The organism is Qipengyuania sp. ABI-127-1, from assembly GCA_022953095.1.
Classification (GTDB): domain Bacteria; phylum Pseudomonadota; class Alphaproteobacteria; order Sphingomonadales; family Sphingomonadaceae; genus Qipengyuania.
In genome coordinates this window covers 270,079-291,686 of sequence record JALJCR010000003.1, presented here as the reverse complement: position 1 = coordinate 291,686, position 21,608 = coordinate 270,079, and the positions used below count along the sequence as shown (strand labels likewise).

Here is a 21,608-nt window from a genome sequence, read left to right as displayed (position 1 = left end):
TATGGCCCAACGCATCATCATCGCCGATGACCACCCGCTGTTCCGCACGGCACTGACTCATGCGGTGACAAAGGTCTGGCCCGATGCGACGATCGTGGAAGCTTCGAGCGCGAGCGAGGCACGGCGCGAAGTCGAGGCCGGGGCCGAAGCCCTGCTGCTCGACTTGCATATGGAGGATTCCAACGGGCTAACCGCCTTGATGGATTTCCGGCAGGACTTTCCCGCCCTGCCGGTGGCGATCATTTCGGCGAGCGAGGAACCGCGCGTCTATGCGGCTGCCAATCAGCTCGGCGCAGCCGCGTTCATTCCCAAGTCGGCCAGCCTGGATCGAATGCGCGAAGCACTCGCCTGCGTTCGCGAAGGGGATCCCTGGTTTCCGCCGAACGATGCCCAAACCGATGACGATCTGGCGAAGATCGCCAGCCTTACCCCCGCGCAAAGGCGTATTCTCGGTCAGCTCAGCGAAGGGCTGCTGAACAAGCAGATCGCCTATGAGCTCGATATCAGCGAAGCGACGGTGAAGGCCCACATCACCGCCATTTTCCGCAAGCTTGGCGTGGTCAACCGGACCCAGGCGGTGCTGATGGCCGCCAAATTGGATGTCGATCAGGAAAAGGCCGAACCCGCTTCGGACTGACCTGTGGCCGAACGGCGGGCCACGCAGTCGGAAATCAGCGCGCGCAAGGCTGCGGGCGAGGACGGCTTGAGCAGGCGATTGGCCCCCATGCGCGCGGCGGCCTGCCCCGTCTCCTCACCCGCCTCGGCGGTCAGCAGAATAGCCGGTGGGCGCGCTTTCCAGACCTTGCACAACTCTTCGAACACGCCGTCGCCGCGGTCGGGGCCATCGAGACGAAAATCCATGATGACCACATCGGGCGCGGTGGGCGCAACCGCCAGCGCCTCCTGCTTGCCCGATGCGCAGACGACCCGAAGGCCCCATTTGCCGAGCAATGCAGCGGTGGCGCTGAGTGCGGAAGGATCGTTGTCGACGACGAGAACATTCGCATCGAGCAAAGTCGATGCCCGTCGCATACGTTCGGGCGCCGCGCGCGTCCCCCAGCGCAACACCGGCAACCGCACGGCGAACCGGCTGCCCGATCCCCGGACCGAACGGGTCACCACCTCGACGCGGAGCAGAGATGCGATACGCCTGACAATGGCCAGGCCCAAACCCAGGCCTTCGCGATCGCCGGACTCGCCCCGCTGGAATTCGCCGAACAGGCGCTCGACATCGTTTTCCGCAATGCCCGGCCCGGTGTCGTAGACACATAGCTCCACCTCCTCGCCAGAGCGCCGCACGCCCAGGAGAACACCTCCCTTGCGCGTATAACGGATGGCATTGCTGGTGAGATTGCGCACCACGCTGGTCAGCAACCCGCGATCGGTTGTCACCCAGGCACTGGTATGCACACGCCGCCAATCGAGGCCCTTGTCGCGTGCCTGGACGGCGAATTCGCGTTCCATTTCGTCGAGAATATCATTGAGCGCAACGGGTTCGGGCCGCGGCTTGATGCCGCCCCCATCGAGTTTCGAAATATCCAGCAAGGTGCGAATGACGCGATCGGCGGAGCTGATCGAGCCATCGAGATCCCGCACCAGCCGGACGAGCTGATCGCGTCCGCGCACCTCTTCGCCTAGCGCGGACGCGAACAGACGCGCGGCGTTGAGTGGCTGGATCAGGTCGTGGCTGGCCGCCGCAAGGAAGCGGGTCTTGGAGCGTGTCGCGGCTTCCAGGGCGGCGTTCGCTTCGCTCAACTGGCGCGTCCGGTCCGCAACCTTCTGTTCCAGCGCCTGTTCGGCCCTGCGATCGGCTGTGACATCGCTGTAACTGGTCACATACCCGCCACCCGGTGCCGGATTGCCGACGATGCGCATGATCCGCCCGTCGGGTTGCTCCCGCTCGAGACGATGCTGGCGGCCGGCGCGCATGTGGTCGAGGCGCCGGGCAACCTGCTCCTCGATCTCCACTTCGGACATCCCGCTCTGCTGGAGATTATACCGAATGAGGTCGGCAATGGATGTGCCGACGCTGGCCAGATGATCGGGTAAGGCGAACATTTCCTGATACCGGCTGTTCCAGGCAACCAGTTTCATCTCCGCATCGACCAACGCCACCCCCTGATCGATGTTCTCGATCGCCAGTTGCAGGAGATCGCCGCTGAAAGTCAGGCGGCGGTTCGTTTCGTCGAACATCGCCACGACCTGTTCGAGCGGCACGGGGTCGCCTTGCGACCAACTGGTCATCAACATGCGGGCCGAAGAGCTGCCGACCACACCGGCGATGAGCCGTTCGGCCATGCCCAAAATCTCCGGGCTCGCCGGATCGCTGTCGCGCAGGCCGGTTCCCATGGCCTCGAGCGAAGCCCGCGCGCGCCTTTTCCCGACGAATTGAGCGAGCAGCAGGCGGATATCGGCGATCCGCTTGGCGGTTGTGAAGGCAGGCCTCCCACCTGGCGCGGCTGCGCCGACGAAAGCTGCGGCCTGTGCCGCATCGACCAGCGTTTCGCGTCCGACGGCAGAGCCGAACCAGAAGGCCGCGACATTCGCCCCAAGGCTGAGGATAACACCCGACACCAACATATCTGGGTGGATCGAGAAGATAGGAGCCTGACCGGTCGCCGCAGGGTAGATCAGCAGCACCAGCCAGCAGGCGAAACCCGCCGCGAGACCGGAAACCATGCCGACCTTGTTGCCATGGCGATTGGTCATGCCGATCACCAGCCCCGGGGCGAACTGCGCCGTGGCGGCAAAGGCCAGCGTGCCAAGGCCGGCCAGATTGGCCGCTGCTCCGAACCCCAGATAGAAGAGATAGGCGAAGAACAGAAGGCCGGCGATGACCAGGCGCCGGACCATGAGCAGTCGTGCAGCAAGGCGAGTGCGATCGCCGCTGCCGGTCAGTTCGCGCCTGAACAGCAGCGGCGAAATCAGATCGTTGGTAATCATCGTCGACAAGGCGACACTGGCGACAACGATCATTCCGGTGGAAGCGGAAAAGCCGCCGATGAACACCAGCAGTGCAAGGGCATCGCTGCCACCGGCAAGCGGCAGAGCCATCACGATCATGTCCGCATTGGTCGATTGCGGCAGGATCGAAAGTCCGGCCAGTACGATCGGCACGATGACCAGCGATGTGACGACCAGATAGGCCGGAAACAGCCAGCGCATGGTCGGTGTCGCCCGATCGGTCTGCGCCTCGACGAATGCCATGTGAAACTGGCGGGGAAGGCATAAGGCAGCGCATGCGGCGATCAGCGTCAGGATCGCGAAACGCGCGTCGAGCTGGGAAGCCGAAAAGGGCGATGCCACCTGCGTGGGCGCCTCCGGCGTCGGCATCAGCAAAACCAGCGCAAAGGCGGCAAGCGCCACCAGGGCAACGAGTTTCACTATCGATTCGACCGCGATGGTTATCACGAGACCGCTATTGTCACCCGACCGGTCACCGCGACGCGAACCGAACAGGATCGCGAACAGCGCCATGCTGCCCGCCACGAGAAGAACCAGCTCGTCGGTCGTAACGCTGGCCTCCAGGCCCGGATCGAGAGCGAGCAGAGAGCTACCGACGGATTGGAGCTGGAGCGCCATATAGGGCAGCGAACCTACCGTTGCGATCAGGCTGACCAGCGCGGCGACCACGGCGCTCTTGCCGTAGCGGGCGGATAGAAAATCGGCGATCGAGGTGGAATGCTGCGCCTTGGCCTGCGCCAGGATACGGCGCACCAGGCCGAACCCCAGCGTGAACACCAGAATCGGCCCCAGATAGATCGAAAGATAGTGCCAGCCGGCAGTGGCCGCAGTGCCCACGCCGCCGAAGAAGGTCCAACTGGTGCAATAGACCGCAAGGCTCAGCCCATAGACCCAGTCGCGCTGGCGTGGCGGCAGCGTCCTGCCCGCATCGGCTGCGCGGTCCTGGCGCGCGGCCAGCCAGAACAGGCCAGCAAGATATAGCGTCGCGGCAGCGATCGCCGTCCCGAACAGCATGGCCGATTGCCCTCCCGCAGACAGACTATCCCAGTCGCCGCGCAATGCAAGGAAGGGGGCGGCACCTTGAAGCGCCGCCCCCTCCTTTCACTCCGGCCCGAGCCTAGTGCGCGTGGGCATCACCCGCACCGCGCGGCACGCGGATCGAATCCACCAGCTTGCGGATTTCCATTGGCGGGCTCGCCGTTACCTTCGACACCGCGATCGCGACGGCGAAGTTCAGCACCATGCCGACCACGCCGATCCCTTCGGGCGATACGCCGAAGAGCCAGTTCTCCGCCACATTCGCCGCCGGGTTCGCCAGCTTGAAGTAGAAGATGTAGCCGAAGGTGAAGGCCAGGCCCGTCACCATGCCCGCAATCGCCCCTTCCTTGTTCATGGATTTCGAGAAAATGCCCATGAAGATGGCCGGGAACAGGCTGGCCGCAGCCAGACCGAAGGCGAAGGCGACCACCTGCGCCACCCATCCCGGCGGATAGATGCCGAGATAGCCCGCAACCACGATCGCCGCCGTCGCCGCGACACGCGCCGCCAACAACTCGCCCTTCTCCGAAATGTTCGGCTTGAAGGTCGATTTGAGCAAATCGTGACTGACCGAACTCGATATCACCAGCAGCAGTCCTGCCGCCGTGGACAAGGCCGCCGCAAGGCCGCCCGCTGCGACAAGCGCGATCACCCAGCCCGGCAGATTGCCGATTTCCGGATTGGCCAGCACCATGATGTCACGATCGACATAGACCTCGTTTTCGCTGGTCATGTCGGGTTCGTTGTTGAGCGCGCGCTGACCCGCAGCCGCCGTCGTTTCGGCATAGCTGGGGGCACCGATGATCGAATCTCCGCTGCGATACTGCATCACACCGTCTTCGTTCTTGTCGTAGAAAGCGATCAGATCATTGCGTTCCCAGTTCTTGAACCAGCCGGGCGCCTCGGAATAGCTCGTCTCGTTCACCGTATCGATGAAGTTGAGGCGGGCGAAGGCACCGACGGCCGGAGCAGTGGTGTAAAGCAGCGCGATGAACACCAGCGCCCAGCCGGCCGATTTGCGGGCATCGGATGCCTTGGGCACGGTGAAGAACCGCACGATCACATGCGGGAGCCCCGCCGTACCGACCATCAGCGCCAGCGTGATGCAGAACACATCGATCATGCTCTTCGACCCGTCGGTATATTGCCCGAAGCCCAGATCGGTGAGCACCAGATTGAGTTTCTGCAACACATACAGCCCCGACCCATCGTTCACCGTGGAACCCAGCCCGATCTGCGGGATTGGATTGCCGGTTATCATGAAGCTCAGGAAGAAGGCCGGAACCATATAGGCGAATATCAGCACGCAATATTGCGCCACCTGCGTATAGGTGATGCCCTTCATCCCGCCGAGCACGGCATAGACGAAGACGATTGCCATGCCGATGATGACGCCCAGCGTGATCGGCACGTCGAGAAAGCGGCTGAAGACGATCCCCACGCCGCGCATCTGGCCCGCGATGTAAGTGAAGCTGATGAAAATCAGGCAAATCACCGCCACCACGCGCGCGGCCTTGGAATAGTACCGCGTGCCGATGAAATCGGGCACGGTAAACTGGCCGAACTTGCGCAGATAGGGCGCCAGCAGCAGCGCCAGCAGCACATAGCCGCCGGTCCAGCCCATCAGATAGACCGATGCATCATAGCCGAGGAAAGCGATCAGGCCCGCCATCGAAATGAAGCTGGCGGCGCTCATCCAGTCAGCCGCCGTTGCCATGCCGTTGACGACCGGGTTGACCCCGCCGCCGGCAACGTAGAATTCCTTCGTCGACCCGGCGCGCGACCAGATCGCGATGCCGATATACAGCGCAAAGCTGATTCCGACGAAAATATAGATCAGGGTCTGTGTATCCATGATCGCCTCCTCAATCGTCGAGATCGTATTTGCGCTCGAGCTTCTTCATCCGGACGACGTAGAAGACGATGAGTGCGATGAAGATGTAGATCGAGCCTTGCTGGGCGAACCAGAAGCCGAGCGGGTATCCGCCGAGCATGAACTGATCGAGCCAGTCGCGCAGCAGGATCCCCGCGCCAAAGGAACAGGCGAACCAGATCGCCATCAGGCTGACCAGCAATCGGATATTGTCGCGCCAGTAGGCGCCCTCCGCCTCGCTGGTTTCGTGGACTTCGCTTTCGTCGGCCATCGCCTCCCCCTTCCATATCGTTTTCGAGCGCCCGCAGATTCGGGAGCGTCGCGCAAGCAGGCTATGGGTATGGCCGCGCGAGAACGAGCGCGACATAAGTCTAATGGGGCAAGCGGCTACCAGGCTTCGAGCGAACCCAGACGCGGCGCAGGCGTCATGCGGGTTAGCTGGGCCAGGAACAGTTCGCCCGCCGCCAGGGCATCGGACAGAGCATCATGTTGCTGATAATCGGGCAGATTGTAACGTCTGCGTGCGGCGGCGAGCCGATAGCCGTCATTGCCGATCCGGTTGGGGCTCAGCCGCCGTTCCAGCGCCAATGTGCAGATGGAGCGTACCGGAATCGCGACGCCGAACAGCGCCTTCGAGATCCGGCGGATCACCTCGATTTCGATCGAAGCCCCGTGGGCCACGACCACTCGCCCCGCCAGATCACGGAGAAACCGACTTGCGACATCCTGCAGAGCCTCACCCGATTGCGCCCGCTGCTCCCCGATGCCGTGCACCGTGACTGCATCCGCATCGAGCCGTCGCATACTGCGCACATCGATTGAACACGCGCCGCCGATCTCGATGCCGCGGGTCGTGAAGGGGAGCCAGCCGGCCTGGAGGACATGGGCACGCGGCCCCAGCCCATCGAGTTCGAAATCGAGTGCGATGAGCCGCGCTTCGTCCATGGGCGCATCGCGCGATGGCCATTCGGCGTCGGCATAGGTTCGCAACAGGTCGATGTCCGCCGCGCGGCAGGATTTGAGCCCGCGTTCGAAACGCCACCTGCCGAACCGTTCACGCAATGCCGCCTGCCAGATTGCGCCGTAGCGATTCGAGACCCGCCCTGATGACCGAGAAAGCATCCTTCAAATAGGCGCGTTCCAGCGGAGACAGGGCATCGGGTGCAATTTCGTTGTCCGGTTCCGTCCCCGACCTGATCTGTCCGGCCTGGTGGGAAATGCGCAGTTCGTTGACGAGCAGGAAAGCATCCTTGAGGCTTTCCGCATCGCCCCGCGCCATCTTGCCGCTTCCGGCAAGCGCTTCGAGCCGTTCAAGCGTGCCTACAGCGTCGATTCCCTCCGCCAGCGCGAATGTGCGGGCAATGTCGATCACCGGCAGGATGGCCTGCGCCTTGGCATCGAAAACCTTATGCCCATCGGCCGCCTTTTCCAGCACGAGATTGCGGAAAATGCCCAGGGGAACCCGGCTGCGCTGCGCATCGCGTGCCAGATAGCTGAGGAACAGGGGATTGGCCCGCGCCTGGGCGAGAACCTCGCTGCGCACACTGTGCTCTAGGTCCACCTTGCCATGGACGGCGCGCATGTCGAAGAAGATGGTGGCGCGCAAAATCCGGTCTTCATCGGGATCGTGAATCCAGCGCGCATAGCGGGTACGCCATTCGCTTGCGGTCAGGCGCTGCTCGGCATTCTTCGCCATGATCCCGCCCCTGCAATAGACGAAACCGGCCTGGTCCAGCAGATCCGAGATACGGGTGCCCAAAGCCTCGAAATAGCGCCTTCCGGCATCATCGACGGCATCATCGATGACCAGCCCGTTATCCTGGTCAGATCCGACCAGTTGTTCACCCCGGGCGAGCGAACCGAACACCATGAGGGCGTAGGGGACGGGGGGCGGACCAAGCTCCGCTTCTGCCAGTTCGGCGGCTCGGCGATGCACCGCTTCGCCCAGCGCCGAGGTGAAGCGCATCGTATGATCGGCATGGAAGCCCCCGGCCTGCATTCGTGCAAACCCTTCCGGGATCCGCCGCGCGGCGGCAATCAGCGCCTGCGGTTCGGCGGCCTTGGCAACCAGCATGCCGGTATCGATCGCGCTGTCACCGAGATGGGCAAGGATATCGGTCGCGCTGAGGATTGCGCCAAGCTCCCCATCGGGAGCTATGGTGGGAATGTGCCGGAATCCGCCTGCCGCCATGATCGCCATGGCTTCCGATATGCTGGCGCTTTCCGGCAGGGTTCGCGGATTGGGCGTCATCACCTCATCAACGGGCCGGTCGAGACCATGGCCCATGGCCACTACGCGATTGCGCAGATCCTTGTCGGTAAAAATTCCCTGCAAGCGCCCGTCATCGTCGCATATCGCCAGCGTGCTGACATCGCGATCGCTCATCAGCCGCGCCGCGGCCTCGATCGATGTCTGCGGCCCGCAGGACACCGTTGTGCGGTGGCGGACCAGCGCACCGATCGGTGTTTCTTCCAGAATGCCCGAACGCTTGAGCTTGAGTTCGCGAACGGCATTCCCGATGCGTTCGCCTTCGCTTTCGGCGAAGAACTGGCGAATCCGCGCCGATGCCTCGCGCAAGCGATGGAATTCGGCGGCAGGCAAGAGGTAAACCAGCGCATCCTCGATAGCGCGGGCCTCGTTTCTCACCTCGCCTCCGCGCAGCAGGGAAGGGAAAGCGAAGATACCCCCGCTGCCGATGCGCGCGGTCAGTTCTTCGCCCGCCAAACGAAGCTCTACCGCGCCCGAACGGACGATATACAGCCAGTCATTGTGCGAACCCGCTTCCAGGATCGTCTCGCCTCCCCGGAAATACCGCACCATCACCGCGCGCGCGATGGGGGCGATCTGTTCCGCATCGAGGCGATCGAACGGCGCAGTGGCGCGAAGGAAGGCTTCGATGTCGCGGGGTTCGCTGGCCATGCGCGAAACCTAGCACCGATCCGGTTTCAAGTCGCATCGACCTTCGTCTTATTCTCATCCCGGCATGCAGGAAGGCCAGAAAGAAGGGGCGCCGCAAGCATGGCTCACGGCGCCCCTTGAGACGGATTGTAGGGCAGCGATCAGAATGAAAGCGATACGGTCGCCGTCACACCAGCGGCCTCGAAACCGTCTTCTCCTATGCCGTCGTAGAAGCCCGAAACGCCGAACCGCAGGCCGCCCGGCGAGGCGATGTCGAGCCCCAGCGCGCCCCGGCCGCGCAGACCGTTATCGACCGCCGAGAAGGCGTCGGCACCGAAAGTCAGCACACCTTCGAACTCGGCGTAAGGTGCGAAAACCCACCCCTGTTGCGAGATCGAGCGGTAATCCAGCCGCGGACTGAGCGCGAGTTCACCCTGATCGATCACCGCATCGGGCACTGCCACGCCCAGCGTATCGACATAGCCGTCGATATCCTCGCGGATATACCGGACACCGAGTTCGGGCCACAAGGTGAAGCCATCGCCCAGATCCAGATCGCCAATCGCAGACGCGCTGGCGAGGATACGGTCGGTCTCGTACCCGTCGACATAGGTGCCGAGCGGCGAAACGCTGTTATCCGATCCTCCGAAAGCAATGCGCGCATCGAGGTAGAAGCGCGGTGCAAGCCGGGCGGTGAGATATGGGCCGACCATCCACCCATCGCCTTCGCTCTGCCCGGTCGCCAGCGCATCGTCGCTCTCGAAGCGATCGAATTGCGCCAGCGCACCGATCAGGAGGCCGTCCCCAACCAGATAATCGATCCCGAAATAGCCCAATGCGAACTCGCCCCGATTGTTGCCTAGCGAGACATCCGCCAGCGAACCCTCGAACCAGATGTCGAGCTTGCCCCCGCCATCGGGGCCACCCAACGCGGATTGCGCCATGGCCAGGCTGGTCGACAAGCTCTTGCTCGACCGCGTGACATTGATCTGCGCCGGCAGGTTGCCGCTTCCGGGAACCGGAACCTGACCGATCATCGCGCTGCCACCGGCAGCCTGCCGACCCTTCACCCGGTCCAGACGACGCTGGAAATTCGGCTGGTTGGCGAGCAGCAGGGCGTTACGCCCGCCGATGAATTCGCCGATCGCCCGCTGCGCGGCGCTGCGCGTATCGGCCAGCGTCACGGTGCAGGTCAGGCTTTCGCCCGGAGACAGAGCGATCGCCACCGAACCCGAGCCACCGCCGCTGGTCACGATACTGTCGGTATCCGAACAGGTGAGAGCCGTCAGGGCATAGCCCTGCACACGCAGATCATCCACGCTGAAGCTGTAATTGCCGGCGCTGACATCGGTGGCGGTGATTTTTCCGATACCGTTCGATGTGGTCAGTTGGGCGGCAAGGCCGGGAACATTGCTTGAATACCCAACCGTCACGTCATCGCCGATCACCCTTTGAACGATGGTGATCGAACCGCGTTCCTGCACACTCACGCGCACCCGATCGGTCGACTGCCGCTGACCGTCATCGACCGTCAGTTCGAAGACCAGATCCTGCGTGCCGTTAACGCTGGGCGCGGTGAAGCTGGCTTGGGCGCTGGTGCGACCGGCCAGTACCACGGATGGGCCGGAGATCTGCCTCCAGCTATAGCTGACCGTATCGCCATCGGGGTCGCTCGATGCCGACCCGTTCAAGGTCACCAATTTCCCTTCGTCGACGGGTCCGATATCCGCGCCTGCATCGGCGTTTGGCGCACTGTTTGGCGACACCGTGACAACCACGCTGTCCGTCGCCGTTTCTAGCCCATCGTCCACGGTGACTTCAAAGGTCAGTGTCTGTGCGGTCGGCGTGCCGAGAGGGGCCGTGAAGCTTGGCGTGGCGGTGTTGGCACCGGTCAAGGTGACGCTCGGCCCGCCCGTCTGGCGAAAGCTGTAGCTTAACGTGTCGCCGTCGGGATCCGAAGAACTCGTGGCATCCAGCGTGACGGCGGTGCCGCCTTCAACCGTCCTGTCGCCACCGGCATCAGCCACCGGAGCGCGATTGCCGCGAACGGTATAAGTCACTGTATCCGTGGCAGATAGCCCGCCCGGATCGGTTACGGTGACCTGGAAAACGAGCTGCTGCTGCGCAGCGCTTCCGGAAGGTGCGGTGAAGGTGGCGCTGGCACGATTGGAATTGCGCAAAGTCACGTTCGGTCCGGAAAGCTGGGTCCACTGAAAACTCAGCGTGTCACCATCGGGGTCGCTGGACCCGGTAGCGTCCAACCCAACCAGCGTCGCCCCGGGATCGATAGTGGCATCCGGCCCGGCATCGGCGACAGGCGGGCTGTTTACGGGTACGACCACGCCACCCTGCCCAAGGGTCTGGATAGTCACCCGATCGCTGCTCGACGCACCACTCGGGTCTGTTGCCGTCAGTTCGAAAACATATGTCGCCGAAGGACCGGCCTGGGTCTGGACCTGGGCCACCGCCTGATTGGCGTTGCTGATGGCAACCGACGGGCCGGAGACCTGCGCCCAGCTATAGGTCAGCGTGTCGCCATCGGGATCGCTGGTTCCACTGCCATCGAGCGTTACCTGCGATCCGGCGGTGACGGATTGATCCACGCCGGCCTCGGTAACCGGCGCGGCATTTGCCGCATAGCCGAACTTCTGCGCCACTGCCGCACATTCGCCCTGTACCGAGGCCATCTGCGCAAGGTTCACCTGGGTGCGCCCGACCAATTGCTCGCGCGTACCGGCCGCATCGGTATCGTAGATCGCGACATAGGGCGCGCTGCCGCCCCCTCGCAATCCGGCAGACGACAGATCGATCTGCGTGGCCCGCGAACGGCTCCCGCTGGTCAGAACACTCAGCAGCCGCGGGGTGGTGATGTTGTTGCCGTTTGCATCGGTCAGAACCTCGTGAAAGAGATCGTTCTGATTGAGATCATTTTCGGATCCCCTGACCGTGTAACGGAAATTGATCCGGCAGATCGAACCTGCGGTCTGGAAACCTTGGATGATCGGACTGTTTCCCGTGACCGCCTTGGCCGGACTTGCAAGTGCAAGACAGGACGCGGAAGACAGTGCGATTGCGGAAAAGATACGTTTGGCAGACATGCATAACCCCTGGTTTGGAAACTGGGGGTCCGAATAAAGAGCCGGGAAATACAACGGCATGTCCCAGATGGGACATTACGAAAAGCTCTTTGGACGCGTCGGGCGGGCCGCACTCGGCGCCGGGCAGGATCAAGCTACCCCCCGGGAGTCACCTCCGCCAAAATACCAGGCGGTTTCGCTTACCGTTCCGACAGCAGCCGTGCGACCGCCTCGGGGCTATCCATCAGCAGAAAGCTGCCCGCATTCTCGACAAAGCTGGCGCACCGTAGGCCGAGCCGAGCGCTGACCGCTTCGACCAGCACACGAGGCATGTTCGCGTCGTGCGTGCCATACACAAGCGACAGCGGCACCTTTATATCGCTAAACAGTTCAGACCAGTCGCTCGCCCAGAACTGCATCGTATCGATCGGACCATCGAGCGTGCTCGCTATGGAATAGCTGGCGGCACGGCGGAAAACGCTCAGCAGTTCCGGATGCCGCACGGCGTCCAGTTCGCGCTCATACCCATCGTAGAAGTCCTCGACGAACCGGTGGAAAGACCCGCTGCCGATCGCGGCCAGCATGCCCCGCTGATACATCCTGGCAATGGCGGGGGCGGTACGAACGGCGCGTATCGACATTCGGTGGCTGGCGGGGATCAGGCCCATTTCGCTTTCGGTTCCGATCGGCAGGAATGCTCCTGCGCCGATCGCACGATCGAAAATGGTCGGCGACCGCTTGATACAGGCCATCATATACGGTGCGCCCGCCTGCGTCGCGAAGGCCGTGGCGCGTGACACACCGAGATGTTCGAGCAAACCGCTGACCTTCGCTGCAAAGGATTCGATTCCGTCCTGGCCGAACCCTTCGCCGGAAGTGTCACCGTGAAACGGGCGCCATGGGGCGATGATCCGCAAACCGTGCTGTCGGAAAGCGCGTTCGGCCCGGTTCGGCATCAACGCGCCTTCCAGCGGATGAAAGAACACCACCGGCCTGCCCTGTGGATCGCCCATCTCTTCCCATGCGATACTGCCATCGTCTGAATGAAGGAGGTTGGTGCATTCATGCGGCGCCGGGCTGGTGCGGTTGACGCTCCCATCCATGGTGCTCGCGAAACCGGCATAAAGCAGCAGCACCTCTTCTTTCGAACGCACACCCAATTTGCGCTGCAGGACCTTCATCTGATTGCGCACCGTACCCAGCGAGCGATCTCGGCGATCGGCGAAACCGCGCAGGGTGCCTCCACGAACCAGATGGCGCAAAAGCATGGTTTCCACGTCGGAAAGGCTTAGCGCCTCCTGAAAGCTCAGGCCGTGGCGGTCGTCCCACTGCATGCGAACGGCGAAGAAATGAAAACGCAGCCCTTCATCAAGCTCTTCGCGGCGAACCATGAACCAGCTACCATCGGCGTCGTCCTCGCTACAATGGAGGCGCACCAGGCGCGGGGTCTCGTTGCGTGGCAGGCATTCTCGTTCCGGAACCCCCCTGCCCACGCCATCGAGCGCCCATTCGGGCAGGAACTGGCCGGGTATAAAAGCCGGGTCGGCCAAGACGGCGCTGTTCACGTGAACGACCCGCTGCAAGGCATCCATTGCCAGATCGCTATCCGGCACGCGATCGCCTTGCGTATCCAGCGCAGCAAGATCGTCCGCATTGAGCGGATACATCTGATCGATGATGCTGGCTGCATTCGCGAGGTGCGTTTCGAGCGCATTGGTGCTGTCGGCACTGCGTTCGGGAAACCGGGAAACCGCCCCGAGCAATTCGATCACACGGTCAGGGCGCGCGATTGCCGAATAGGTCTGTGCGACCACGTCCTCGAGCTGGGTCGAGTTGAGTTTGATAGTCATAAGAGCGTTGCGATCCGCTGGACTGAGATGATCAGCAAGCAAAGCTAGGAGCGATCGAACAATGCAGGAATGTCCCATTTGGGACATGCGCGCAAATAAAACTCACTCCTATACAGTGGTGGACTGGCCGGGCATTCTACTTGGCGGGACACAGTTGCGACCCGTGATGATGCTTGTCATCATTCGTCCCGCCGGGGCCGTTCGTATCCGCGAACGGCCCCTCCCCGTCCCGGACGGTTGCGTGAGAACGCAGACAAGGGTTGGCGACCGACACGGCCGCCGCGCCATCGATCCGCGAAACCGCCCTATCGTTGAGAGGGCGCGCCAAGCATCCTGCCGAGGGCCTAGTGCGGCGCCTTGCGTATCGGCGCAGCCATGGAAAATGGGCAGCACCGTGTCTGCACGATGCTGCCCGCCGCGTTCTTCGGATTGCGGTTACTTGACGCAGTAGCGGCCCGAGGATTTGAGACCGGAGGGGCACGATCCATCGCGCACCTCTGCATAATCGCCCTTACCACCGACGCAGTAGTTTCCCGAGCTCTTGAAGCCGGTAGGGCACGACCCCAGCCGAACGATCGCAACCTTGCCCGAAGACTTGCAGGACGATCCGCTCGCCTTGAAACCCGTGGGGCACGAACCGTCCTTGGCAACCTCGGTCGAGGATTGCTGAGCCGAGAGGGGCGCCAGGAAAGCAGGCATTGTCCCGATTGCTAGCGTGATCGAGAGGGCGATAACTGGAATACGCATGTGAACGGACCTTTCGCTTGTTGAATGCTGAAGCGGCGACGGGTCTGCACCTGGAGGGGCGAGATGGTCCGCCGCCGCGCAACGAAGCGCCGCGGATCGTCGATGACGCTTCGAAGATCTCGATGAAGGGGAGAACCCGCCTTATCCCAGCGCAGCGCATTGCTGCGGCGCATATGACGCGTCACCGGGCAACACAGCTTCCCATCCATCTCGAACCGAGTAGCGCCCGTCGGCGCTGTCTGCGTGAGGATGGCTACCAGGCAGGGAGCGAGGGCTTAATATCCCATATGGGATACTTTCACCCGATCGCAGCCTTTCCGTCTTCGGCGCGGAGGGTGAAATGGCGGAGCAGGAGGGATTCACTTTGCCACGATAAGCTATTGGCAATAATGTATTAATATGACGCAGACAGCGCCTAATACCCCCAGCAATACCCCACTCTTCTGGGGAAACTGAGCTCGATTTCCCGCGCACGCGCTTCGCGTACGATAGACAGTATCACTCGATGCCAGCTCTGCGCCCCATCCCAGTCATTCGCGGATCGCCGTTGAGACTCCAAAAGCGGACGACTAGCGCACCAAGTGAATTGATCGACATTGCGTTACACGCCCCTGCCGGTTATCGCAGCTATGTGATCCGGTTTCTCGCCCTCGTCCTGCTCGTAAGCGCGCTGATCGTGCCGCGTGCTGCGTGGGGCGCGCACTTGAGCGGGCATGAGGATCTGAGTTCGGTCGGTGCGGTGCATTCGCACCACGATGACCACGCTCACGAACATTCGCCGACTGACGAAGATCCGACGGAGCAGGATGATGCGCCGGGCGATCTCACGCACGATCACAAGCCAGCCTTCGCCGTAAGTGGAGACATACCGCTGCCGGAGATTTCTCCGGTCAAGACAGTGATCGGTGCCCGCTCCGCAGAAGGTCTGACGGAACTTCGCCTCAGGGTGCTTTCACGCCCGGATTCCTTTTTGCGACCACCCCGCGCGATCTGACGTTCCTGCCGGGCGGCTGCCCGGCTGTCAGTTCACGCGGAGGAATCCATGCCCAAATTGCGGATGCACGATGCATCCATTCCCATTGCAATTCTGTTGTGCGCCATGCCCGTTGCGGCGCAAACGCAGAACGTTGTCGACGAAGATGCGGCGATCGAGCGTGCCCTCGCGCGCCAGGGCATTTCCGCTCGTGACGATGCCGAACGCGCGGCTTCGGCGGCTGAGATCGACGCCATCGGCCCGCGTGACAATCCGATTGTCGAGCTGTCGCGCGAGGGCGCAGGCGGTGAGAACGAATACCAGCTGGGCATCGTCCAGCCCATCGATCTGAACGGGCGGCGCGGATCGCTCCGCGACGCTGCACGCGCCGATGGTCTTGCGACGGAGGCCGAGATTAAGCGGCGTCGCCAAGTGCTCGTGGCTGAAGTGCGCCAAGCCTATGTCCAATGCGCCGCTGCGAGCGCGCAGTTCGACGTCTGGCAGCGCTATACCGATGAACTGGCCGAGGCAGAGCGGGTCTCCACAGCGCGCGCCGAGGCAGGCGATACCGCCGTTTACGACGTGCGCCGAGTGCGGGTCGAACGGCGGGCTGCCGAGGCGCAGCTGGCTCGGGCACGCGGCGATGTCGCTGCCGATTGCGCCGCGCTGGCATCGCTCACCGGAATCGCGGACCCGCAGGTCGAACGCGAAGCCATCACGCGTGTTGCAAGCGCAGCGGAGCTGGGTGAGCGAGCCGATCTTGTCGCCGACGAGCGCCGGATCGAGGCGGCGCAATACCGTGTTCGCGCTGCCGACCAGGCCCGCTTGCCGCAGCTTGCCGTAGGCGCTGGCGTGCTGCGTCGGGATGATGGGATCGACACCGCCTATGGGCCCGTCGTTTCCGTCGGCGTCACCGTTCCGTTGTGGAACTCGGGTTCCGCTGCCGTGCGGCGTGAAGAGGCCCGTGCCGCCGCGCTGGAATCCGAGCTTCTCATTGCCCGCCGCCGGGCTGAAGCGGAGCAGAATGCTGCTGCTGCGCGGCTTGCTGCCGCGCGCGATGCGGCCGTGACTGCCGCCGGTGCGCGCGAAGATGCCGGACGCCTCGGGACCATTGCCGAAACCGCCTACCAGGCGGGAGAGATTGGCGTCGTGGAACTCCTCGACGCCTACGAAGCCGCGCGCGAGGCCGACCTGTCGGTGATCGCGCTCGCAACCAGTGCGGCCCTTGCGGCCGTCGAATACGACCTAGCCATTGGAAGGACTTACTGATGAAGAAAACGATGATGCTTGCCGCCATTCCGGCAATGTTTGCCCTAGCCGCGTGCGGCGAGTCCGCGAGCGAGGATGCCGCCGAAACCGAAACGGCGGTGATGGACGACGATAATGATGCGCCCGAGCCGGTGGCCGAACCCGTCGCCGAGGAAGAGCCGCACGACGAATCCGTGCCGCACGAACATTGATAGCCTGACCTTTCGAGTATCCTGATTATGACCCGATCCCGCTTGTTCGCAGCTTGCCTAGCTGCCCTCTTGCCCCTGTCGCTGGCCGCCTGCGGCAGCGGTGCCGATGCGCCCGCCGAAGAGGCGCATGGGCACGGAGGTGGCGGGATCGTGGTCACTGATTTTACCGAGACGACCGAGCTGTTCGTCGAATACAGACCGCTGGTCATGGGCAAGAACCGCCGGTTCGACGCTCACCTGACCTGGCTCGACAGCTATGATCCGGTGACCGACGGCACACTGACTGCAGAACTGAGATGGCCCGACGGATCGACCGATACGGCGGAGGCCGGGCCTAGCGATGTCGAAGGAATTTTCCGCCCGCTGATGACCGCTTCCAAGAGCGGCACGGCACGCCTGCGGCTCGTGCTCGACAACCCGCGCGGTGTGTCCTCGCACGATCTTGGCGACGTCACCGTCTATGCCACCAGTGAGGAAGGGGCAGAGGCGGCCCCGCCCGAAACCGAGATCGAGGGCGCTATCGCCTTCACCAAGGAAGTTCAGTGGCGCATTCCCTTCATGACCGCACCCGCCACGATGGAGGAGCTTGCCGAAACCGTGCCGGTGACGGTCGACGTGCAGATGCAGCCACAGGCCGAGGCCATCGTTTCCGCGCCTGTCGATGGTATCGTGCGCGCGCCGCGGGTCTATTCGTCGGGCAGCTTTGTCCGCCGCGGACAGACGCTTGCGAGCATTTCCTCGACCCTTGGCGGGGGCGAGGATGTCGCCACGCTCGAGCTTGCAGTCAACGAGGCGTCCATCGCCCGCGACGCCGCGGCGCGCGAAGTTGCGCGGATGAATAGCCTCGTCGAGGCCGAAGCGGTTCCGGCGCGGCGCCTGGACGAAGCGCGAACCGACCTGCGGCTCGCCGAAGCGCAACTGCGTTCGGCCAAGCAGCGGCGCAATGCCGTGGCCGGTGGCGGAGCCGGTGTGCCGGTGGTTGCGCCCATTTCGGGAGAAATCCTCGAAAGTTCGCTCGTCCAAGGCAAGGGTGTGCAAGGGGGTGAACAGCTTATGCGCATCGGCAATCCGGCTGCCTTGTGGCTGGTGGCACGTGTTCCCGAAAGCCTTGCTGCGCAGGTTGGCAGTCCGCAGGGCATCGAACTCAGATTGCCGGGCGAAACCATCTCGCTCGGACGCGGCGATGTATCGCTGGTCCAGCGCGGAGCCGCTATCGATCCGGCCACCCGCACACTGCCGGTCATTTTCGCCTGGAACAGCCGCGCGGTTCGACCGGGCCAGCGATTGCAGGCCAGCTTGCGCACCGGAACTGCGACCGAGCGGCTGACCATCCCTGCAGGCGCAATCCTGAACGAGGGCGGGCAGGACGTCGTCTACGTGATGCTGGGCGGAGAGACGTTCCAGCGCCGCGCTGTGACCGTGCTGTCCCGCAGCGGCGAACGTGTAGCCGTGGAAGGCCAGATCGAGGCGGGCGAGCGCGTAGTGTCGCAAGGTGCCTCTGCCGTGCGTGCAGCGGCGGCAACGCCCGGCGCGTTCGGCCACGGCCATGCGCACTGAGGGGCCGGACAATGCTTGAACGTCTCGTCCGCTGGAGTCTCGAAAACCGGATCGCAGTCTATGCCATTGCGCTGCTATTGACGGCGTTCGGGGCCTGGACTGCCATGCGCACGCCGGTCGACGTGCTGCCCGACCTCACCGCGCCGACCGTCACAGTGGTGGTCGATGCGGGCGGCTATACGCCAACCGAGGTCGAGCAGCGTATCACCATCCCGCTGGAAACCGCGTTGAACGGTGCGCCGGGATTGCGGCGTATCCGTTCGAACAGCGCGACCGGCCTTGCCGTCGTGACGATGGAATACGACTGGTCGACCGAGCCGGAACAGGCACGCCGGGTCACCGCCGAACGGCTCCAGACCGCGACCGACGAACTGCCCGACGATGTTCCTCCGCCGCACATGACCCCGGCAAGTTCGGTGATGGGCGAGATCATGTTCGTGGCCATGCGGTCCGACACGGCGAGCCCGATGGAACTCAAATCTACCGCCGACTGGATCGTCCGCCGCCGCGTGATGTCGGTGCCCGGAATTGCCGAGGTGATGACCATCGGCGGCGACGAGCGACAGGTGCAACTGCTGGTCGATCCGGCGCGGCTGTCGGCGCGCGGCATCGGCCTCAATCAGGTGGTGGAGGCGATGAGCAGTGCCAGCGCCAATCAGAGCGCGGGTGTCGTCGTCGAGAACGGACAGGAGCTGCTGATCGAAGGCGTGGGCCGTGCCGCCACGGCAGAGGAATTCGGCAACGTAGTGGTCGGCGAGACAGGTGGCCTGCCCGTGCTTGCGCGCGAAGTGGGCGAAATCCGCATCGGCGAAGGTCTGAAGCGCGGCACCGGAGCGTTCAACGGCGAGCCTGCCGTGATCCTCGCCATCCAGAAGCAGCCCGGTGCCAATACACTCGAACTGACCGACCGGCTCGACACGGTCTTCGCCGAGATCCAGCGCACCCTGCCCGAAGGCATGGTGCTGGAGACGCAGGTCTTCCGCCAGTCGGACTTCATCCAGCGTTCTGTAGACAACGTGACGACCGCGCTGATCGAAGGATTGGTCCTCGTCGCGATCATCGTCTTCATCTTCCTCGTGAGCTGGCGCGCGACTGCCGTCGCGCTGGCGGCGATTCCGGTTTCGGTGGTGAGCGCGATCATCGTCATCAATTCAGGCGGCGGCACCATCAACACGATGACCCTGGGCGGGCTTGCCATTGCGCTCGGCATGCTGGTCGACGATGCGATCATCGTGGTCGAGAACGTGGTCCGGCGATTGCGCCTGGAGCGCGAGAAGCCCGAGGGAGAGCGGCAAAGCGACGTCAAGGTCGTCGCCGCAGCCACCAGCGAGGTCCAAGGCGCGATCATCTTCGCGACCCTGATCATCCTGCTTGTCTTCCTGCCGATCTTCGGCCTGACGGGCATCGAAGGCAGGCTGCTGCAACCCCTTGCACTGGCCTATGGCGTATCGCTGCTGGCCAGTCTCGCCGTGGCGCTCACGCTGACCCCGGCGCTCAGCTACGACCTCCTCAGTCGCAGGCCCGAGGATGTCGGCAACGAGCCGAAATGGGTTGTCCGCATGAAAGGCTGGTATGACGGCGTGCTGTCGCGCTGGCTGGACCGCTGGAAAGTGCTTGCCGTCGCCTCGCTGGTGATGGTCGTTGCCGCCGGGATCGGCATCGCATTGGCGGGCCGGTCCTTCCTGCCTGAGTTCAACGAAGGCTCGCTGACGGTGAATGTCACCACTCTGCCCGGCACCAGCCTTGAAGACAGCGACCGCGCGGCAAGCGAGGTTGAGGCCGCTCTACTTTCGCAGCCCGAAGTGCTGACCACGGCGCGCCGGACCGGCCGAGCGCCGGGCGATCCGCACGCGCAGGAAGTCTTCGCGTCTGAGATCGAGGCGACGCTTGCGGAGGACGGCCGTGATCGCGAAGAGCTTGTTTCCGCCCTACGGGGGGCCGTGGGTGCGGTGCCCGGTGTTCAGGCGATCTTCGGCCAACCCATCGGACACCGGATCGACCATATCCTGTCCGGCGCGCGTGCCAACATCGCGATCAAGGTGTTCGCGCCGGATACCGACACGCTGCAGACGATCACCACGCAGGTGGAAAGCGCAGTCTCCACCATTCCCGGCGCGGTCGATGTGCAGAAGGACACCCAGAGCCGCGTGCCTTATCTCCGCGTGCGCCTGCGCCGCGCTGATCTGGCCAATTACGGGCTTGCCGTGGAAGACGTGACCGGCGCGATACAGGCCGCCATTGCCGGGGCCGAAGTCGGCCAGCTTGTCGAGCGCCCGGTTATCACCGATGTCGTGGTGCGCTACGATCCGGCGCAATACAACGATGCCGGACAGATGGAGAACATGCTGCTCGCCGCGCCCGACGGGCAATTGCTGCCACTAGCCGCGGTGGCAGACGTCGTGCGCGATCAGGGACCGAACGCCATCACGCGCGAGAGCGTCGAGCGGATGCAGCTGGTGATGGCCAACGTCTCCGGCCGCGATCTGGGAGCCGTGGTCGAAGACGTTGAAAGCGCGCTGGAAGGTATCGATCTCCCGCAAGGTTCGCACATCGAACTCGGCGGACAGTTCGAAAGCGCAGCCAGCGCCACGCGGACGCTGTTGGCACTTGGTCTGATTGTGCTTGTGGGGATGTTCCTGCTGCTGCGCCAGGCATTCCGATCCTCCAACGATGCGGCGCTGGTGATGATCAACCTGCCGCTGGCATTGGTAGGCGGCGTGGTAGGCCTGTGGCTGACCGGCGGGGTTCTGTCCGTGGCGACAATCGTCGGCTTCATCACGCTGTTCGGTATCGCCACGCGCAACGGCGTGATGATGGTGACCCATATCAAGCACCTTCAGGCAGTCGAAGGCGTCAGCGATCTGGCAGAGGCCGTGCGGCGCGGCGCGGAGGAACGGCTCGTGCCGATCCTGATGACCGCCATCTCCGCCGGGCTGGCGCTCGTCCCGCTGGCCATTGCGATGGGCCAGCCGGGAAGCGAGATTCAGGCCCCAATGGCCATCGTGATCCTGTGCGGCCTGACGAGTTCGACAGTTCTCAACATGCTGGTCCTTCCCGCCATCTACCTCAAGGTGACGCGGGATGGATGGGGTGTCGGCCGATTGCGCGACAGGATGCAGCGCGGCGATGATAGCACCGTCACCGAGCCAGAACCGGCCAGCTGAGGAGGA

14 protein-coding genes are annotated in these 21,608 nt (G+C 63.6%); 6 read left to right on the top strand and 8 right to left on the bottom strand.

Annotated elements, in window-relative coordinates; genetic code table 11:
• Position 1: 1 nt before the first annotated feature.
• The gene (locus tag MUY37_RS14065) at positions 2-637 is read left to right on the top strand and encodes a response regulator transcription factor (RefSeq protein WP_499195990.1); all 636 of its coding nucleotides are present in this window, start codon (positions 2-4) and stop codon (positions 635-637) included.
• Here the strand turns inward: MUY37_RS14065 and MUY37_RS14060 are convergent.
• The 8 genes from MUY37_RS14060 to MUY37_RS14025 form a co-directional block, all read right to left on the bottom strand.
• Positions 607-3,978 carry a hybrid sensor histidine kinase/response regulator gene (locus MUY37_RS14060; RefSeq protein ID WP_499195989.1) on the bottom strand — a complete coding sequence of 1,124 codons (3,372 nt, stop codon included), beginning with the start codon at positions 3,976-3,978 and terminating at the stop codon, positions 607-609. The two genes, MUY37_RS14065 and MUY37_RS14060, sit on opposite strands and share 31 nt — an antisense overlap.
• Positions 3,979-4,081: 103 nt before the next feature.
• Positions 4,082-5,857: a sodium:solute symporter family protein gene (locus MUY37_RS14055; RefSeq protein WP_499195988.1), complete on the bottom strand. Its 1,776-nt coding sequence runs from the start codon at positions 5,855-5,857 to the stop codon at positions 4,082-4,084.
• Positions 5,858-5,867: 10 nt separating this feature from the next.
• Entirely contained in the window at positions 5,868-6,146 is a 279-nt protein-coding gene (locus tag MUY37_RS14050) for a DUF4212 domain-containing protein (protein ID WP_115415901.1), read from the bottom strand.
• Positions 6,147-6,262: 116 nt separating this feature from the next.
• Positions 6,263-6,937, bottom strand: coding sequence for an exonuclease domain-containing protein (locus MUY37_RS14045; RefSeq protein ID WP_499195987.1), 675 nt, complete (start codon positions 6,935-6,937; stop codon positions 6,263-6,265).
• Positions 6,930-8,795: a DUF294 nucleotidyltransferase-like domain-containing protein gene (locus MUY37_RS14040; protein WP_499195986.1), complete on the bottom strand. Its 1,866-nt coding sequence runs from the start codon at positions 8,793-8,795 to the stop codon at positions 6,930-6,932. Before MUY37_RS14040 ends, MUY37_RS14045 begins: the two co-directional genes overlap by 8 nt.
• Positions 8,796-8,935: 140 nt before the next feature.
• On the bottom strand, positions 8,936-11,872 hold the full coding sequence (locus MUY37_RS14035) for an autotransporter outer membrane beta-barrel domain-containing protein (RefSeq protein WP_499195985.1): 2,937 nt from the start codon (positions 11,870-11,872) through the stop codon (positions 8,936-8,938).
• 179 nt (positions 11,873-12,051) lie between these two features.
• Complete coding sequence (locus MUY37_RS14030; protein WP_499195984.1) at positions 12,052-13,701, bottom strand: bifunctional helix-turn-helix transcriptional regulator/alpha/beta hydrolase; 1,650 nt, start codon at positions 13,699-13,701, stop codon at positions 12,052-12,054.
• Between the two features lie 435 nt (positions 13,702-14,136).
• The gene (locus MUY37_RS14025) at positions 14,137-14,448 is read right to left on the bottom strand and encodes a hypothetical protein (RefSeq protein ID WP_499195983.1); all 312 of its coding nucleotides are present in this window, start codon (positions 14,446-14,448) and stop codon (positions 14,137-14,139) included.
• A 586-nt stretch (positions 14,449-15,034) separates the two neighbouring features.
• On the opposite strand from MUY37_RS14025, the gene MUY37_RS14020 reads away from it, so the two are divergent.
• The 5 genes from MUY37_RS14020 to MUY37_RS14000 are packed head-to-tail and all read left to right on the top strand — an operon-like array spanning position 15,035 to position 21,602.
• Positions 15,035-15,442, top strand: coding sequence for a hypothetical protein (locus MUY37_RS14020; RefSeq protein ID WP_499195982.1), 408 nt, complete (start codon positions 15,035-15,037; stop codon positions 15,440-15,442).
• A 48-nt stretch (positions 15,443-15,490) separates the two neighbouring features.
• Positions 15,491-16,690: a TolC family protein gene (locus MUY37_RS14015; RefSeq protein ID WP_499195981.1), complete on the top strand. Its 1,200-nt coding sequence runs from the start codon at positions 15,491-15,493 to the stop codon at positions 16,688-16,690.
• Complete coding sequence (locus MUY37_RS14010) at positions 16,690-16,881, top strand: hypothetical protein (RefSeq protein WP_499195980.1); 192 nt, start codon at positions 16,690-16,692, stop codon at positions 16,879-16,881. The genes MUY37_RS14015 and MUY37_RS14010 overlap by 1 nt, the downstream gene beginning before the upstream one ends.
• A 27-nt stretch (positions 16,882-16,908) precedes the next feature.
• A complete protein-coding gene (locus MUY37_RS14005; protein ID WP_499195979.1) occupies positions 16,909-18,438 on the top strand; it encodes an efflux RND transporter periplasmic adaptor subunit in 1,530 nt (509 codons plus the stop codon).
• 11 nt (positions 18,439-18,449) lie between these two features.
• Entirely contained in the window at positions 18,450-21,602 is a 3,153-nt protein-coding gene (locus MUY37_RS14000; protein WP_499195978.1) for an efflux RND transporter permease subunit, read from the top strand.
• The last annotated feature ends 6 nt before the right edge of the window (positions 21,603-21,608 follow it).

Excerpts from the sequence above, each read along its gene's own strand:
- MUY37_RS14065 (WP_499195990.1), top strand. The coding sequence starts at position 2 with ATGGCCCAACGCATCATCATCGCCGATGACCACCCGCTGTTCCGCACG.
- MUY37_RS14005 (WP_499195979.1), top strand. The coding sequence starts at position 16,909 with ATGACCCGATCCCGCTTGTTCGCAGCTTGCCTAGCTGCCCTCTTGCCC.
- MUY37_RS14000 (WP_499195978.1), top strand. The coding sequence starts at position 18,450 with ATGCTTGAACGTCTCGTCCGCTGGAGTCTCGAAAACCGGATCGCAGTC.
- MUY37_RS14060 (WP_499195989.1), bottom strand. The coding sequence starts at position 3,978 with ATGCTGTTCGGGACGGCGATCGCTGCCGCGACGCTATATCTTGCTGGC.
- MUY37_RS14035 (WP_499195985.1), bottom strand. The coding sequence starts at position 11,872 with ATGTCTGCCAAACGTATCTTTTCCGCAATCGCACTGTCTTCCGCGTCC.
- MUY37_RS14015 (WP_499195981.1), top strand. The coding sequence starts at position 15,491 with ATGCCCAAATTGCGGATGCACGATGCATCCATTCCCATTGCAATTCTG.
- MUY37_RS14050 (WP_115415901.1), bottom strand. The coding sequence starts at position 6,146 with ATGGCCGACGAAAGCGAAGTCCACGAAACCAGCGAGGCGGAGGGCGCC.
- MUY37_RS14055 (WP_499195988.1), bottom strand. The coding sequence starts at position 5,857 with ATGGATACACAGACCCTGATCTATATTTTCGTCGGAATCAGCTTTGCG.
- MUY37_RS14010 (WP_499195980.1), top strand. The coding sequence starts at position 16,690 with ATGAAGAAAACGATGATGCTTGCCGCCATTCCGGCAATGTTTGCCCTA.
- MUY37_RS14030 (WP_499195984.1), bottom strand. The coding sequence starts at position 13,701 with ATGACTATCAAACTCAACTCGACCCAGCTCGAGGACGTGGTCGCACAG.
- MUY37_RS14040 (WP_499195986.1), bottom strand. The coding sequence starts at position 8,795 with ATGGCCAGCGAACCCCGCGACATCGAAGCCTTCCTTCGCGCCACTGCG.
- MUY37_RS14025 (WP_499195983.1), bottom strand. The coding sequence starts at position 14,448 with ATGCGTATTCCAGTTATCGCCCTCTCGATCACGCTAGCAATCGGGACA.